Raw genomic sequence first — 13,928 nt, forward strand, 5'->3', positions numbered from 1 at the left:
GCCGTTTTGCGCCGCAAGGTCACTGGCCAATAAGGGATTTGCGGATCACATCCTGCTGGCGCCAATCTTCAAGCCCCCGATGAATTCCCAGCGCCATTCTCGCCCGCCAATCAGGATCATTGAGGTTCTTCAGGTCTCTGGGGCTGGACAGAAACCCAAGCTCGACCAGAACCGACGGGATGTCCGCCGCCTTGAGCACTGAAAAAGACGCGGTACGCAGGGGTTTGCCGTTCATCGGCCCCCCTTGTTGTGCCAGACCGTTTGCAATGGCCTTGGCCAGCGCGCTTGTGCGTGGCATCGTTTCCTGACGGGCCATGTCCAGCAGAACATCCGTGATCTGATCATCTGCCCCGTTCAGATCGACACCGGAAATCAAATCCCCGCGGTCGTGCCGTTCCGCCAGCTTCGCACTGGCCACATCCGAGGCATCGTTGGACAGGGTATAAACCACCGCACCATGCGCCCGCCCTTCGGACAGGGAATCAGCGTGCAGCGAAATGAACAGGTCCGCACCGGCCCGGTGCGCCAGCGCAATTCGGCGCTCCAGCGAGACGAACTGATCGTCGACCCGTGTCAGAACCACCTCGTACCCGCCTGATCTTAGAAGGATTTCGCGCAGCTCACGTGCGAAAGTCAGCATCAGGGTTTTTTCATCAATCGCGTCTGTCTCGGCCCCCGGATCAATGCCTCCGTGGCCCGGATCCAGCATGACACGCAAGGGTCGGTCGGCACTGCGCACCGCAGCTTGCGGCACATCCGCCGGTTCCGGCAAGTCCCAGCCCGGGTTTCGCGGCGCACCTGCCGAGGCGTTGAAAGCATCGAAATCCGTCCCCTTGAGGTCGAGCGACAACAATGCAGCCGCCGAATCCTCTGCCACCGACAATTCTGCCGTCGCCACTGCCATCGGCGCCCCCAGTTCCAGCACCAGACGTGACCAACCCGGAACATATGCGCCGAACTGCACGCCGCTGATGCGATTGGATTGCAGGAAATCTTCGCGGGTCAGCCCGGCCCAATCCACTTCGTTGAAGTCCAGAACCATACGGTAGGGATCCTGCAAGGTGAAAATCCTGTAGGGAACGCCCTGACTGAGGGCGATGTCCACCCGAACACCGGTACGCCCGACATCCGTAATACGGCTCTGGTCAGGCTGGACACGCGCCAACGCGCTGAAATCCTGCGCAATGGCACCACCAGCCAACGCCCAACACAGCGCAATGCTAAAGAAGATCCTGCTCATGGCCTCAAGTTATCCCGAGATCGTTTGTCCGGCACCCTATACCACAAGGGGCGGTTTGTGAACGGCTCAGGCCGGTTCCCTGACTGCGCCGCGCCGCGTCATAAACAGGCGCAAACGCTCAAGCCCTTCCTGAATGTCATCCGTCGCGCGCGCATAGGAAAATCGCAATGTGGTATGGCCGCGCTGTGGGTCAAAATCCAGCCCAGGTGTCACGGCCACACCGGCATGCTCCAGAATCTCGGCCGCAAATGCGCGGCTGTCATCGGTCAGATCAGACACATCGGCATAGACATAAAACGCCCCGTCGGGTGGCGCGATGTTCGAAAACCCGGCTTTGGGCAGCCCGTCCAGCATCAGCGCGCGATTGCGGCGGTACACGTCCAGATTGGCTTGCAATTCGTCATCGCAATCCATGGCAGCCAGCGCTGCGACCTGACTGGCATGGGGGGCGCAGATGAACATGTTCTGAGCGATCCGTTCGACCACGCGCACCTGATCCTCGGGCACCACCATCCAGCCTACGCGCCATCCGGTCATCGAAAAGTACTTCGAGAACGAGTTGATCACATAGCATTCATCTGTCAGCTCCAGCGCCGTCACGGCCTTGGCTTCGTATTCCAGCCCGTGGTAAATCTCGTCACTGATGAACGACGCGCCCTGCCCGTGCGCCGCCTCGATCAGGGCGCCCATGGCGGCCCGGTCCAACATCGTACCGGTCGGATTTGCAGGTGAGGCCACCATCAGCCCCTTCAGATCCATCCCCTGAATATCCGCCGCCACGGGCTGCAACCTGTTTTCCGGCGCGGTCGGCAGGTCGACCGGGACCAGACCCAGTGCCTTCAGGATCTGGCGATAGGACGGATAGCCGGGCGCGCCGATACCGACACGGTCGCCACTGTCGAACAATGCGGTAAAGGTCAGCAGGAATCCGCCGGACGAGCCAGGAGTGATCACCACCCGCTCGGGGTTCAGGTCGACATTGTACCAATCGCCGTAAAGCCGGGCGATCCGCTGCCTCAGGGCGGGCAGACCCAGGGCAACCGTATAGCCCAGCGGGCCTTGCTCCATCGCTGCGGCCAAAGCTTCGGTCGCACCCTTGGGCGCGCCGGTTCCGGGCTGGCCGACTTCCATGTGGATCACGTGGCGACCTGCCTCTTCGGCCTTGCGTGCCGCCTCCATCACATCCATCACGATGAAGGGATCGACCCCGGACCGGGTTGAGTTTCTCATGCCCATCTCCCATGTTGCAGTCATGGCTTTTGAGCGCGTATCCCGGTTGGCGTCAATCCCGGCCTTGATGGTTGCCGTTGTCGTCTGGCTGGCGGCAGCGGTGCAATCGCACGCGCAAAGCCTGATCCGCGACCCAGATATCGAACATGGCCTGCGTGAACTGGCCTTTCCGGTGTTGCGGGCTGCGGGGCTGAACACGAACCGGGTTCAGATTCTGGTCGTAAACGACAACACGTTCAATGCATTCGTCATCGACTACAACGCGATTTACGTGAACTACGGGCTGATTCTGACCGTCGAAAGCCCCGAGATGTTGCAGGCTGTCATCGCCCACGAGGCCGCACATATCTCGAATGGTCATCTGGCACGACGGGCTGAGAACCTGAAAGCGGCGCAGCGCAACGCCAGCCTCGGCACGGCTTTGGCCCTGCTGGCAGCTGCGGCGGGTGGGGGCGAGGCCGCCATCGGGATCGCTGCTGGCACCCAAGGCGCAGCAATTCGCGGTTTTCTGGGTCACACCCGCGCAGAAGAGGCATCCGCCGACCGCAGTGCGGCAAGTTACCTGCGATGGGCCGAAATCTCGCCCAGCGGGATGGTGGAACTGCACCGGAAGTTCGCCGGTCAGGAACTGCTGAGTGTCGCCAATCAGGACCCCTATATGCGATCACACCCGACAAGCCGTGACCGCCTGCGTGCCGCCGAGGCGTTCCTGGATGAGTTTGGCGACCGAGCCGTTCCAAACCCCAATGCGGACTACTGGTTTGCGCGGGTCAAAGGCAAGCTTTCGGCCTTTCTGCGGTCGCCCAGTTGGACCTTGCGGCGCGCTGGCGAAGAATCCTACCGAGACATCCGCCTGATGCGAGAGGCTTCGGCCCATCATCAGAACCGCGATCTGTCCCGCGCCCGTGCCGCAATTGACGCAGCACTTGCCGAACGTCCTGATGACCCGTTCTATTACGATCTGAAGGGGCAAATACTGTTGGAAAACAGACGTGTAAGCGAGGCTGTTAAAGCTTATGCTAGCGCTGTTGAAATGGCCCCGAACAATGCGTTGATCCTTGCGAGCTACGGGCGTGCCCTGCTGGCGCAGGGGGAAACGAAACAGGCATTGAACGCACTGGAACAGGCGCGCGCGCGCGATTTTCGTAACGCGCGCCTGATGCAGGATCTGGGTGTGGCTTATGCGCAGGTCGGAAATAACGGCATGGCTTCGACCGTGACGGCAGAACGCTATGCGCTGCAAGGTCGGATGGAGGATGCCGGAATTCACGCGAAACGGGCTGTAGGACAGTTGCCCGAAGGCTCTCCGGGTTGGCAAAGGGCACAAGACGTGCTGATTGCCTCAGAACGACTCAAGAAAGATAAAAGGAAACGGAAATGATCCTCAGACATGCTGCACCTGCCCTTCTGGGGCTTTCCATGGCGGCGACCTCGGCACAGGCGCTGGACCTAAACGCGATGAATGATGCCGAAAAGGCAGAGTTTGGTGCTCAGGTACGCGAATACCTGCTGGAGAACCCCGAAGTCATTATCGAGGCAATCAATATCCTCGAACAGCGAAACGCAGTGGCCGAAGCGGCCGCCGACAAAGAACTGGTCGCCGCCAATGAGGCCGAACTGTTCGACGATGGCTATAGCTGGGTCGGCGGCAACCCGGATGGCGATATCACGCTGGTCGAATTCATGGACTACCGCTGCGGCTATTGCCGCCGTGCGGTGCCCGAAGTGGCAAACCTGCTGGCCAGCGACGGCAATATCCGGTTTGTGATCAAAGAGCTGCCAATTCTGGGCGACGCATCTGTTTTGTCCTCGCGCTTTGCCGTGGCCACCAAACACGTCGCTGGTGGTGACGCCTATAAACAGGTTCACGATGCCCTGATGGCCTTCAACGGCGAACCGTCCGAAGTTACCTTGCGCCGCATCTCTGACGGGCTGGGCCTGGACAGCGACGCGATCATCGCCGCGATGGACAGCGACAGCGTCACGGATGAGATCAGCCGCACCCGTGCCCTGGCGCAACGGATGCAGATTTCGGGCACGCCCTCATTCGTGCTGGGAACCGAGTTGCTGCGCGGCTATCTGCCCGCCGATCAGATGCAGCAGATTGCAGATGGCGTTCGCGCAGAACAGGGTTGATAGGTATTGGGGGCGGCACAGCTGCCCCCAGACAAAAAGGCGGACTGATCACTGACCTCAGCCGTCTGCCGGTTCCACGGCCCGTTGATAGAGATGCCACGTTGTATGGCCAAGGATCGGCAAGGTAAAGATCAAGCCCATAAACGCCGGAACCATCGACAACAACATTGTGACCGAGATGATCGCTGCCCAGCCAAGCATGACCACAGGGCTTTCCGAGACGACGCGTAAGGACGTCAACATGGCTGAAACGAAATTGGTTTCCCGGTCCAGAAGCATGGGCATGGCGACGACAGTTACCGAAAACAGGACAGCCGACAGAAACGCTCCGACACAGGTGCCGATTGCAAGGAATGTCCACCCCTGCGGAGTGAACAAGATGATGTTCAAGAATCCATCGAAATCCGAAAAGGATGAGTTCTGCAGGATGATCGCAAGCCAAAGCCGGACCTGATAAACCCAAACCCAGAAAATGAACAGCGTGACAAAGGCCATCCAGCCCATTTCGCGCTTGCGTTGATCGGCCATGACAGTGAGGATTTCATACCAGCCAAAACTCTCGCCCTTCTGTAACCGCCGGGACATCTCATACAGTCCTGCAGCGGCGAAAGGCGCGACCAGAGGAAATCCAACAATCGCTGGAATGATCATCCAGATCTTGCCAAGCCAGACCAAGCTCCAGACCATCAGGATTCCAAAAGCCGCATAGAAAAGCCCGAAGAAACCGCTCATGAAGGGGCGCGCCAGAAAGTCGGAAAACCCAGCTTTCAGCGACGCCTTTATATCATCCGAAGTAACCCGAATGACATTTGGCATGGCCTGTTGGTCTGGCGTCAGGTTCTCAGGTGGCGTAGGGCCTGCGGTCTTGGATGTCATGACACACTCCTCCCAAAGCATGGGTCCGCGCGGGTCTGTTTACCAACAGAACCAGCGGCGAAACAGGCATCGTTCAGTCACGAAACAAGTTAGCAACAGCTCAGGCACCGGGGCAAGGGATGAGTAAGGTCGCTATGCCCGCCTTACCGACACAGCCGACCCCACACTACTCTGCCGCTTCCGCAGTCGCGTCCAGTTCAGCCGCTTTCTTTTCGACTTGTTCCACGATGTGGTCGATCATCTGATCGTTGGACATCTTGTGGCTGGCCTTGCCTGCCAGATAGACCATCCCGGACCCGGCCCCGCCACCGGTAAACCCGACATCGGTCATCAGCGCCTCGCCCGGCCCGTTGACCACGCAGCCGATGATCGACAGGCTCATCGGTGTCTTGATGTGTTCCAGACGGCGTTCCAGCGCCTCGACGGTCTTGATGACGTCAAACCCCTGCCGTGCGCAGGACGGGCATGAGATGATGTTGACGCCCCGGTGGCGCAGACCAAGGGATTTGAGGATTTCAAAGCCAACCTTCACCTCTTCCACCGGATCGGCAGACAGGCTGACGCGGATCGTGTCGCCGATCCCCATCCACAGCAGGTTGCCCAACCCGATGGCAGATTTGATGGTGCCGGACACCAGTCCGCCCGCCTCGGTGATACCCAGATGGATGGGCGCATCAGTGGCTTCGGCTATGCCCTGATACGCGGCGGCGGACAGGAAAACGTCGCTGGCCTTCACACTGATTTTGAACTCATGAAAATCATTGTCCTGAAGGATGCGGATATGTTCCAACCCGCTTTCGACCATCGCTTCGGGGCACGGCTCGCCATATTTCTCAAGCAGGTGCTTTTCCAGACTGCCCGCATTCACGCCGATCCGGATCGAGCAATTGTGGTCGCGCGCGGCCTTAATGACTTCTTTCACCCGGCGTTCATCGCCGATGTTGCCGGGATTGATGCGCAGACAGGCAGCGCCTGCCTCGGCCGCCTCGATACCACGGCGATAGTGAAAATGGATGTCCGCAACGATGGGCACCGGGCTTTCGCGCACGATCTCTTTCAATGCCTTAGCCGACGCCTCATCGGGGACTGAAACGCGCACGATATCCGCGCCAGCCTCGGCTGCGGCCTGAACCTGCGCCACTGTTGCCGCCACATCGGTGGTCAGGGTGTTGGTCATGGTCTGAACGGCGATCGGGGCATCGCCCCCGACAGGGACGTTGCCGACCATGATTTGACGGGATTTACGACGATAAATGTCGCGCCAAGGGCGCACGTGATTAAGGGACATAAGGACGGATCCGCGTCTGCCTGAGTTGCGACAGTAGATAGTCCGGCAAAGGGGTTACCGCAATGGCAAGATCACTCGGCGGGCGCTTCTGTCGCCGCGGTTTGCAGTTCAGCCACCAGCTGCTTGAGCGCGCTGTTCTGATCCGCCTCAAGATCGGCAACGGCATAAACTTCCGAAACTGCGTCTTTCGAAAGGATCACCCCTTTGGCAACCGTGCCGGGTGCCCCTGCCGGGCCATAGTGCTCGCCGTTCATCGAGAAATAAACCGATCCCGACGCCCCTGCCCGCAACAGCGGCGGTTCTTCTGTCAGAGGAACCTCAAAGACACTGCCTTGCTCGACCGTTCCAAGCGTCCCTTCGAAAATGACACTGCCATCTGCCGCCGTTACCCGCATCCAAGAAGGATCGACAGCAACGATTTTCAGCGTGGTATCAACCTGTTCCACGACCTGAGGCAAAGCTGGTCGTTCAACCGTGTGCACTTCGGCAACTTCGAACTGCGGCAGGCTTGGCGGGCGGAAGGTTCCGACATCGCGCGGATCAAGGGTCGAAATCGGCGCATCGCGGGCAACCAGAACCGGAACATCCAAGGCCTGCGGACGATAGAGACGGTCCAGTGCTTCGGTATTCGCCGCAGCAACCACATCATCGACAACGCCGCCGCGCACGGCATCCAGCGGATCAAGGTCGGACAGCACCACAGGCGCTTGTTCAACCGGGCTGACCTGCACCTGCTGGATCTTGTTCAGAACGGCCCACCCGCCATAGCCGATGCCGCCAATTACCGCCAACAGCACCAGCGACGAGCCGATGGCGCGCGGTTCAATCTGACTGACCAGAGATTCCTTGCCCGGAATGTACGGCGTATTGGGCGAGATGAAGGGATCGCGCCCCATTGGCCCACGCGCCGGAAGCGCACCGGTCGGCTTTCGCACCACCGAGGCCTCGGCCGACATGCCATGCGCGACCGAAAAACCGCTTTCCGCGCAGAAAGTCGAGAATGTTTCATCCGGGTTCATACCCAGATAACGCGCATAAGAACGCACATACCCGGCGATAAAGCCGGGTGTGTCAAAGGCGTCGGGATCCGCGTTTTCGATGGCAGCAATGTAGTTGGCTTTGATCCTCAACTCGCGCTGAACATCCAACAGGGATTTGCCCATGGTTGCGCGTTCGCCGCGCATCTTGTCACCAAGGCGTACCTCGTAGTCATCAAACCCTTTGGGTCTGACATCTACGTCCTCATCAGATTCGCGCTGTGATCTGCGCCCAATCATTCCTGCTGCCCCATTCTGCCTGTCGCGTGTTTCGCGTTAGCGGCGAATCATCCCCAAAACGATTCGTCTGCCAATTTTGTTAGCGTAAGCTTAACACGCGGCAAATACGTTGCACACTTTGGCGTGAGGTTAACCGGCAAGTTCGGCGCGATTTAGCGCACAATGTGACCAAAGTTCGTCCATCGCCTGTACCAGACGGTTCATTTCGTCAGGTCCATGCACCGGAGAAGGGGTAAAGCGCAGACGCTCGGTTCCGCGCGGAACGGTCGGGAAATTGATCGGTTGCACATAAATGCCGTAATCATCCAACAGCATATCGCTGAGCTTCTTGGTATGGACCGGGTTTCCGACGATCACGGGCACGATATGGCTTCCGTGGTCGATCAGCGGCAGTCCCATCCCCTTCAACCGCAGCTTGAGGATTTTGGCCTGCGTCTGATGCTGCTCGCGCAGTTCAGGTGCAGTTTTCAGGTAGGCAACAGATGCGGCAGCCCCGGCCGCAACCGCAGGTGGCAGGGACGTGGTAAAGATAAAGCCCGGTGCGTATGACCGCACGGCGTCGCACATCTTGGCGCTGGCCGCGATATAGCCGCCCATCACGCCATAGGCTTTTGCCAGCGTGCCGTTGATGATGTCGATCCGGTGGGCAAGGTTATCGCGCTCGGTCACACCGCCCCCGCGGGGGCCATACATGCCCACGGCATGCACTTCATCGATATAGGTCAGCGCGCCGAATTCATCTGCCAGATCACAGATTTCTTCGATTGGACCAAAATCGCCATCCATTGAATAAACCGACTCGAATACGACCAGTTTGGGCGCGGCGGGGTCATCCGCCTCAAGCAGTTCGCGCAGATGCGCCACGTCATTGTGCCGGAAGATGCGCTTAGCCCCGCCATTCCGGCGTACGCCTTCGATCATCGAGGCATGGTTCAGCGCGTCAGAATAGATGATCAGGCCCGGGAACAGTTTGGGCAGCGTGCTGAGCGTTGCGTCATTGGCGATATAGGCGCTGGTAAAAAGCAGCGCGGCTTCCTTGCCGTGCAGATCGGCCAGTTCAGCCTCAAGCCTTTTGTGATAAACTGTGGTGCCCGAGATATTGCGTGTACCGCCCGAACCTGCACCGGCTGCATCAACAGCTTCGTGCATTGCATTCAGAACGACCGGGTTTTGCCCCATGCCCAGATAATCGTTGCCGCACCATACGGTGATATTCTGCTGTGACCCGTCCGGACGCGTGCGCACCGCATGGGGGAAATGTCCATTGCGACGTTCGATATCGATAAAGGTCCGGTAACGACCTTCATCATGCAGCCTGGCAATCGCTGAATCGAGCTGAGCAGTATAGTCCAAAGGACCCTCCTTGAACGCCCGTATCCGGTTTCCCACTGGGCGATATTTTCGCCACATCCCACAGCTTACCCTGTTTCGGTGGCTTTGTGTTCCCTTATTCAGCTGGTTACAGCCGAAAAGGTGAACCCAACTTTGATTTGCATCAAATATAAGTTTGCACCCCGTCCGACAAGTAAAGTTACGGCCATCGGACGCGTGGAAACGACGCAGGGCTCGCCGCCCTACCCAAGCTTACACTGCCGGGCCGCAATCCGTGTCAACACCTCTGGACGGCGCCGACAACGCTGCTAGGGTTCGCAGGAACAAAAAAACAGGCAGGAGCCCCCCATGTCGCTAGACGCCGTGCTGAACCGGATTGACGAAGATTTGCAAACCTCGATCGACCGCCTGATGGAACTGCTGCGCATCCCGTCGATTTCGACCGACCCCGCATACAAGGCCGAGGTCAGCCGCGCCGCAGACTGGCTGGTTGCCGATCTGAACAGTATCGGAATTGCGGCTGAGAAACGGGAAACACCGGGCCACCCAATGGTTGTCGGTCACGTGGGTGAGGAGGCGACTGCGCCGCATTTCCTGTTTTACGGCCACTACGATGTGCAGCCGGTCGATCCGCTGAATCTGTGGAACCGGGATCCGTTCGATCCCGCCATTGAGGACACCGAAACCGGTCCGGTCATCCGCGGACGCGGAGCATCAGACGACAAGGGTCAGTTGATGACTTTTGTCGAAGCCTGCCGCGCCTGGAAGGCCGTGCACGGATCCTTGCCGTGCCGCATAACTTTCTTTTTCGAGGGCGAAGAAGAATCGGGCTCGCCCTCACTGGTTCCTTTCCTCAAGGAAAATGCCGCCGAACTCAAAGCGGATCTGGCGCTGGTCTGCGATACATCCATGGTGTCACGCGGCGTTCCGTCGATTGCGGCGCAGTTGAGGGGCATGCTGAAGGACGAATTTACCATCGTGGGACCGCGCATCGACCTGCATTCCGGCCACTATGGCGGCCCGGGCCTGAACCCGCTGCGCGAACTGTCGAAAATCGTGACCTCTTTTTATGACGACAAAACCGGGCGGGTCGCGGTCGACGGGTTCTACGAAGGTGTGCATGAAGTACCCGAAGACCAGTTGCGCCAATGGCAGAATTGCGGCTTCGACGAAGCGGATTATCTGAATTCGGTCGGCTACACCCAACCGCATGGCGAAAAGGGGTACTCCACCTTGGAGCAACAATGGGCACGACCGACGCTCGAAGTGAACGGTCTGTGGGGCGGTTATAACGGTGCGGGCTCCAAAACCGTTATTCCGTCCAAGGCCCATTGCAAAATTACCTGCCGCCTTGTTGGTGACATGGACCCGGACGCACTGCGCGCCAAAATCCGCAAACATGTCGAGGATCGGCTCTCCCCTGACGCCAAAGTGGTCTGGGACAACGACATGGAAGGCTCTCCCGCTTCGGTCATGAATATCACCCGCTCCGAATTCGAAGCCGCGCGCGGTGCGCTGTCGGATGAATGGGACCGCGAGGCAGTGTTCACTGGAATGGGGGGATCAATCCCTGTTGTCGGCTATTTCAACACCGTTCTGGGGCTCGACTCGATGCTGGTTGGCTATGCAAACGAAGATGATGCCATCCATTCGCCGAACGAGAAATATGACGTGAAAAGCTTCCACAAGGGCATCCGGTCATGGGCGCGCATTCTGGATGCTTTGAACAAATAGGTCTTATGCGAGGCTCTGCCTCGCGCTCCGGGATATTTGCAGCCAGATGAATAAAGGATCCCTGCTTCATCTGGCCTAAAATATCCCGGGGGAGGCGCGCGGCACGCGCGGCGGGGGCAGAGCCCCCAACCCTGACGGGGAACTACGCCGATCTTACATATGGATCACGCGACCATAGGCATCCAGCACACTTTCGTGCATCATCTCTGACAGTGTCGGGTGCGGGAAGACGGTGTTCATCAGGTCTTCTTCCGTTGTCTCCAGCTGGCGACCGACCACGTAACCCTGAATCAGTTCGGTAACTTCGGCACCGATCATGTGGGCGCCCAGCAACTCGCCTGTTTTCGCATCAAACACGGTTTTGATCAGCCCGTCCGGCTCACCCAAGGCTATGGCCTTGCCATTGCCGATAAAGGGAAAGCGGCCGACTTTGATGTCGTAACCCAGCTCTTTGGCCTTTGCTTCGGTATATCCAACCGAGGCAACCTGAGGCTGGCAATAGGTGCATCCCGCGATGCTTTCGGGTTTGACCGGGTGCGCATGTTGACCCGCGATGAGGTCCGCGACCATGACACCCTCGTGGCTTGCTTTATGTGCAAGCCAGGGCGCGCCTGCGATGTCACCGATCGCATAAAGGCCCTCAACGCCGGTGCGGCAATACTCGTCCGTAACCACATGTGTCCGGTCGATCTTGACGCCCAGAGCTTCCAGACCAAGGTTTTCGATATTGCCAACGATCCCGACAGCCGAGATCACTGTGTCGAACTCTTGTTTCTCGACCTTGCCCTTTACCTCGATATGCGCGGTCACTTTCCCCTTGCCACGGTCCAGCTGCTTGACCATGGCTTTTTCCATGATGGTCATGCCCTGTTTGGTGAACGCCTTCTTGGCCAATGCGCTGATTTCGGCGTCTTCGACCGGCAACACCCGGTCCATCACCTCGACAACTGTGGTGTCTGCGCCCAGCGTATTGTAGAAGCTGGCAAACTCGATGCCGATCGCACCAGACCCGATGACGAGCAGTTTTTTCGGCATCCGCGGCGGTTGCAGTGCGTGCTTGTACGTCCAGACCAGATCGCCGTCAGCTTCAAGGCCCGGCAGTTCCCGTGCCCGTGCCCCGGTTGCGAGAATGATGTTCTTGGCGGTCAGTTCCTCGGTGCCTTTGTCGGTCTTGACGCTGACCTTGCCCTTTGCAGGGATCGTGGCCTGACCCATCACGACGGCAACCTTGTTCTTCTTCAACAGATGGCCAATGCCTCCTGACAGCTGCGCGGCCACGCCACGGGATCGTTTGACCACCGCGTCCAGATCATATCCGATCTTTTCGGCTTTCAGACCGAAATCCTTGGCGCGCTCCATCAGATGGAACACTTCGGACGACCGCAACAGCGCCTTGGTCGGAATACAGCCCCAGTTCAGGCAGATCCCCCCCAAATGCTCGCGCTCGACCACTGCGGTTTTCAGGCCCAGCTGGGCTGCGCGGATTGCAGCGACATAGCCGCCGGGGCCAGCCCCGATTACGATCAGATCATAGGATTGTGCAGCCATGTGTTCCTCTCGGCGCAGGAGTTGAAAATTTAGTTTACCATTAAACTATTATTCGGAACGCATCAACACACCGTTCCCGCGACAAATAGGACGCAGGGTAAGCGATGCCTGAACTTGCGGATTTCAGCCTATACCCCGGGCCATGCAATGGCTAGAAAAGAAACGCCGACACCGGTCGGACCTATTCTTTTCTCAACCCATTCAAGGGGCTGACCATGGCCAAAACTCTGAAAGATCTGCTGCTTGCCCTGCTCAATGCCACATTGATACTTGTTGCGCTGTGCCTGTTTCTGGGCTGGAAACTGGCGTCCAAAGCCGAAAACATCACTGCTGAAGTCTCGCAAACGGTTCAGGCCTTGGTCCCCATCCGGGATGAGGCGAAGGGCATTCGGGACGAGCTTGCGGCGTTGCGGACTGATTTGGCGGCGCTTTCACAGCAAGACACGTTTGCAGACAGCCAAGCCGCGCAAAACCTCCGGGCAACGCTGGGGCGCCTGAATGCAGCAGAACAGAAGCTGCAAACGGTTCAGGAGCGGATTTCGGAACTGGCTGACACGCCAGAAATGCTGATTGCGCAGGCGATCCAAACCGGCGCCGATATCGCAGCGGAACGCGTTTTGGCATTGCGGGGATGCACACCTGAGTCATAAAGCGCAGCCGTGACCAAAGAGCGGTTGCGGCTTCGCGTTCAGCCCGTAGCTTGTAGTTCGCGCACGGTCGTGCCGTACCCGCCCATATCGACATAGGCAGTTTCATGCGGAGTCGAGCTGCGGGACAGCGCCGCGTTCCGATACGGGAAACGACCAAACTTGCGGATCACCTCGCGATGCGCTCTGGCGTGCAGCAGGTTGCTTGCGTCGCTGCTCATGTTTTGGCAGATCAGACGCACACAGCGTTCCTGATCGCACAGGTTTTCCGAGTGCATCATCGGCAGGTAAAAGAACTGTCTGGCCGGTTCGTCGATCTTCTTGTCCCAGCCTTTGTCGACTGCGCATTTCGCCGCCGCCAATGCCGCACGATCGGTCGAGAAGGCACGCGCCTCACCTCGGAACATGTTACGCGGGAACTGATCTGTCAGGATGATATAGGCCAGCGCCCCGCTGGGATAAGTCAGCCAGAGCGAAAACCGACCCGCTGCCGCTGCTTCCCAAGTTGACTGAAACCGCGCCCGAATGTCTGCGTCCAGCGCCTCATTTTCAATATACCAGCCCTTAGGGCCAACTTCATCTAACCAAAAACTCAATACTTCTTCAGGCGTTACCATTGC

12 protein-coding genes are annotated in these 13,928 nt (G+C 58.7%); 4 read left to right on the forward strand and 8 right to left on the reverse strand.

Annotation, left to right across the window (positions count from 1 at the left end; translation table 11 throughout):
* Positions 1 to 19: 19 nt before the first annotated feature.
* Together ACR0D9_RS06320 and ACR0D9_RS06325 are read right to left on the reverse strand one after the other, a co-directional pair.
* Entirely contained in the window at positions 20 to 1,240 is a 1,221-nt protein-coding gene (locus ACR0D9_RS06320) for an N-acetylmuramoyl-L-alanine amidase (protein ID WP_480538090.1), read from the reverse strand.
* Positions 1,241 to 1,306: 66 nt separating this feature from the next.
* Complete coding sequence (locus ACR0D9_RS06325) at positions 1,307 to 2,470, reverse strand: pyridoxal phosphate-dependent aminotransferase (protein ID WP_480485331.1); 1,164 nt, start codon at positions 2,468 to 2,470, stop codon at positions 1,307 to 1,309.
* Here ACR0D9_RS06325 and ACR0D9_RS06330 point away from each other — a divergent pair.
* Positions 2,469 to 3,851, forward strand: coding sequence for a M48 family metalloprotease (locus ACR0D9_RS06330; RefSeq protein ID WP_480538092.1), 1,383 nt, complete (start codon positions 2,469 to 2,471; stop codon positions 3,849 to 3,851). The two genes, ACR0D9_RS06325 and ACR0D9_RS06330, sit on opposite strands and share 2 nt — an antisense overlap.
* The gene (locus ACR0D9_RS06335; protein ID WP_480538094.1) at positions 3,848 to 4,606 is read left to right on the forward strand and encodes a DsbA family protein; all 759 of its coding nucleotides are present in this window, start codon (positions 3,848 to 3,850) and stop codon (positions 4,604 to 4,606) included. The genes ACR0D9_RS06330 and ACR0D9_RS06335 overlap by 4 nt, the downstream gene beginning before the upstream one ends.
* Positions 4,607 to 4,663: 57 nt before the next feature.
* On the opposite strand, the gene ACR0D9_RS06340 is transcribed toward ACR0D9_RS06335, so the two are convergent.
* From ACR0D9_RS06340 to hemA, 4 genes are all read right to left on the reverse strand, one after another.
* On the reverse strand, positions 4,664 to 5,482 hold the full coding sequence (locus ACR0D9_RS06340; RefSeq protein WP_480538096.1) for a DUF2189 domain-containing protein: 819 nt from the start codon (positions 5,480 to 5,482) through the stop codon (positions 4,664 to 4,666).
* Positions 5,483 to 5,648: 166 nt separating this feature from the next.
* Positions 5,649 to 6,770: a flavodoxin-dependent (E)-4-hydroxy-3-methylbut-2-enyl-diphosphate synthase gene (gene ispG / locus ACR0D9_RS06345; RefSeq protein ID WP_480504782.1), complete on the reverse strand. Its 1,122-nt coding sequence runs from the start codon at positions 6,768 to 6,770 to the stop codon at positions 5,649 to 5,651.
* A gap of 71 nt (positions 6,771 to 6,841) precedes the next feature.
* Complete coding sequence (locus ACR0D9_RS06350) at positions 6,842 to 8,047, reverse strand: helix-turn-helix domain-containing protein (protein ID WP_267364006.1); 1,206 nt, start codon at positions 8,045 to 8,047, stop codon at positions 6,842 to 6,844.
* Positions 8,048 to 8,176: 129 nt separating this feature from the next.
* The gene (gene hemA, locus ACR0D9_RS06355; RefSeq protein WP_480485327.1) at positions 8,177 to 9,400 is read right to left on the reverse strand and encodes a 5-aminolevulinate synthase; all 1,224 of its coding nucleotides are present in this window, start codon (positions 9,398 to 9,400) and stop codon (positions 8,177 to 8,179) included.
* A gap of 327 nt (positions 9,401 to 9,727) precedes the next feature.
* Between hemA and ACR0D9_RS06360 the strand changes: the two genes are divergently transcribed.
* A complete protein-coding gene (locus tag ACR0D9_RS06360) occupies positions 9,728 to 11,113 on the forward strand; it encodes a M20/M25/M40 family metallo-hydrolase (protein WP_480538097.1) in 1,386 nt (461 codons plus the stop codon).
* Positions 11,114 to 11,266: 153 nt separating this feature from the next.
* Here ACR0D9_RS06360 and lpdA read toward each other — a convergent pair whose 3' ends face one another.
* Positions 11,267 to 12,661 (reverse strand): dihydrolipoyl dehydrogenase, encoded by a 1,395-nt coding sequence (gene lpdA / locus ACR0D9_RS06365; protein ID WP_480517424.1) that lies wholly within the window; start codon positions 12,659 to 12,661, stop codon positions 11,267 to 11,269.
* Positions 12,662 to 12,876: 215 nt separating this feature from the next.
* On the opposite strand from lpdA, the gene ACR0D9_RS06370 reads away from it, so the two are divergent.
* Positions 12,877 to 13,311 carry a hypothetical protein gene (locus ACR0D9_RS06370; protein ID WP_480538099.1) on the forward strand — a complete coding sequence of 145 codons (435 nt, stop codon included), beginning with the start codon at positions 12,877 to 12,879 and terminating at the stop codon, positions 13,309 to 13,311.
* A 38-nt stretch (positions 13,312 to 13,349) separates the two neighbouring features.
* On the opposite strand, the gene ACR0D9_RS06375 is transcribed toward ACR0D9_RS06370, so the two are convergent.
* The gene (locus ACR0D9_RS06375; protein ID WP_480476775.1) at positions 13,350 to 13,925 is read right to left on the reverse strand and encodes a DUF924 family protein; all 576 of its coding nucleotides are present in this window, start codon (positions 13,923 to 13,925) and stop codon (positions 13,350 to 13,352) included.
* Positions 13,926 to 13,928: the final 3 nt, after the last annotated feature.

The organism is Ruegeria sp. AK11, from assembly GCF_056541095.1.

Excerpts from the sequence above, each read along its gene's own strand:
- ACR0D9_RS06325 (WP_480485331.1), bottom strand. The coding sequence starts at position 2,470 with ATGAGAAACTCAACCCGGTCCGGGGTCGATCCCTTCATCGTGATGGAT.
- ACR0D9_RS06340 (WP_480538096.1), bottom strand. The coding sequence starts at position 5,482 with ATGACATCCAAGACCGCAGGCCCTACGCCACCTGAGAACCTGACGCCA.
- ACR0D9_RS06370 (WP_480538099.1), top strand. The coding sequence starts at position 12,877 with ATGGCCAAAACTCTGAAAGATCTGCTGCTTGCCCTGCTCAATGCCACA.
- ACR0D9_RS06360 (WP_480538097.1), top strand. The coding sequence starts at position 9,728 with ATGTCGCTAGACGCCGTGCTGAACCGGATTGACGAAGATTTGCAAACC.
- lpdA (WP_480517424.1), bottom strand. The coding sequence starts at position 12,661 with ATGGCTGCACAATCCTATGATCTGATCGTAATCGGGGCTGGCCCCGGC.
- ACR0D9_RS06335 (WP_480538094.1), top strand. The coding sequence starts at position 3,848 with ATGATCCTCAGACATGCTGCACCTGCCCTTCTGGGGCTTTCCATGGCG.
- ACR0D9_RS06375 (WP_480476775.1), bottom strand. The coding sequence starts at position 13,925 with ATGGTAACGCCTGAAGAAGTATTGAGTTTTTGGTTAGATGAAGTTGGC.
- ACR0D9_RS06350 (WP_267364006.1), bottom strand. The coding sequence starts at position 8,047 with ATGATTGGGCGCAGATCACAGCGCGAATCTGATGAGGACGTAGATGTC.
- ispG (WP_480504782.1), bottom strand. The coding sequence starts at position 6,770 with ATGTCCCTTAATCACGTGCGCCCTTGGCGCGACATTTATCGTCGTAAA.
- ACR0D9_RS06320 (WP_480538090.1), bottom strand. The coding sequence starts at position 1,240 with ATGAGCAGGATCTTCTTTAGCATTGCGCTGTGTTGGGCGTTGGCTGGT.
- ACR0D9_RS06330 (WP_480538092.1), top strand. The coding sequence starts at position 2,469 with ATGCCCATCTCCCATGTTGCAGTCATGGCTTTTGAGCGCGTATCCCGG.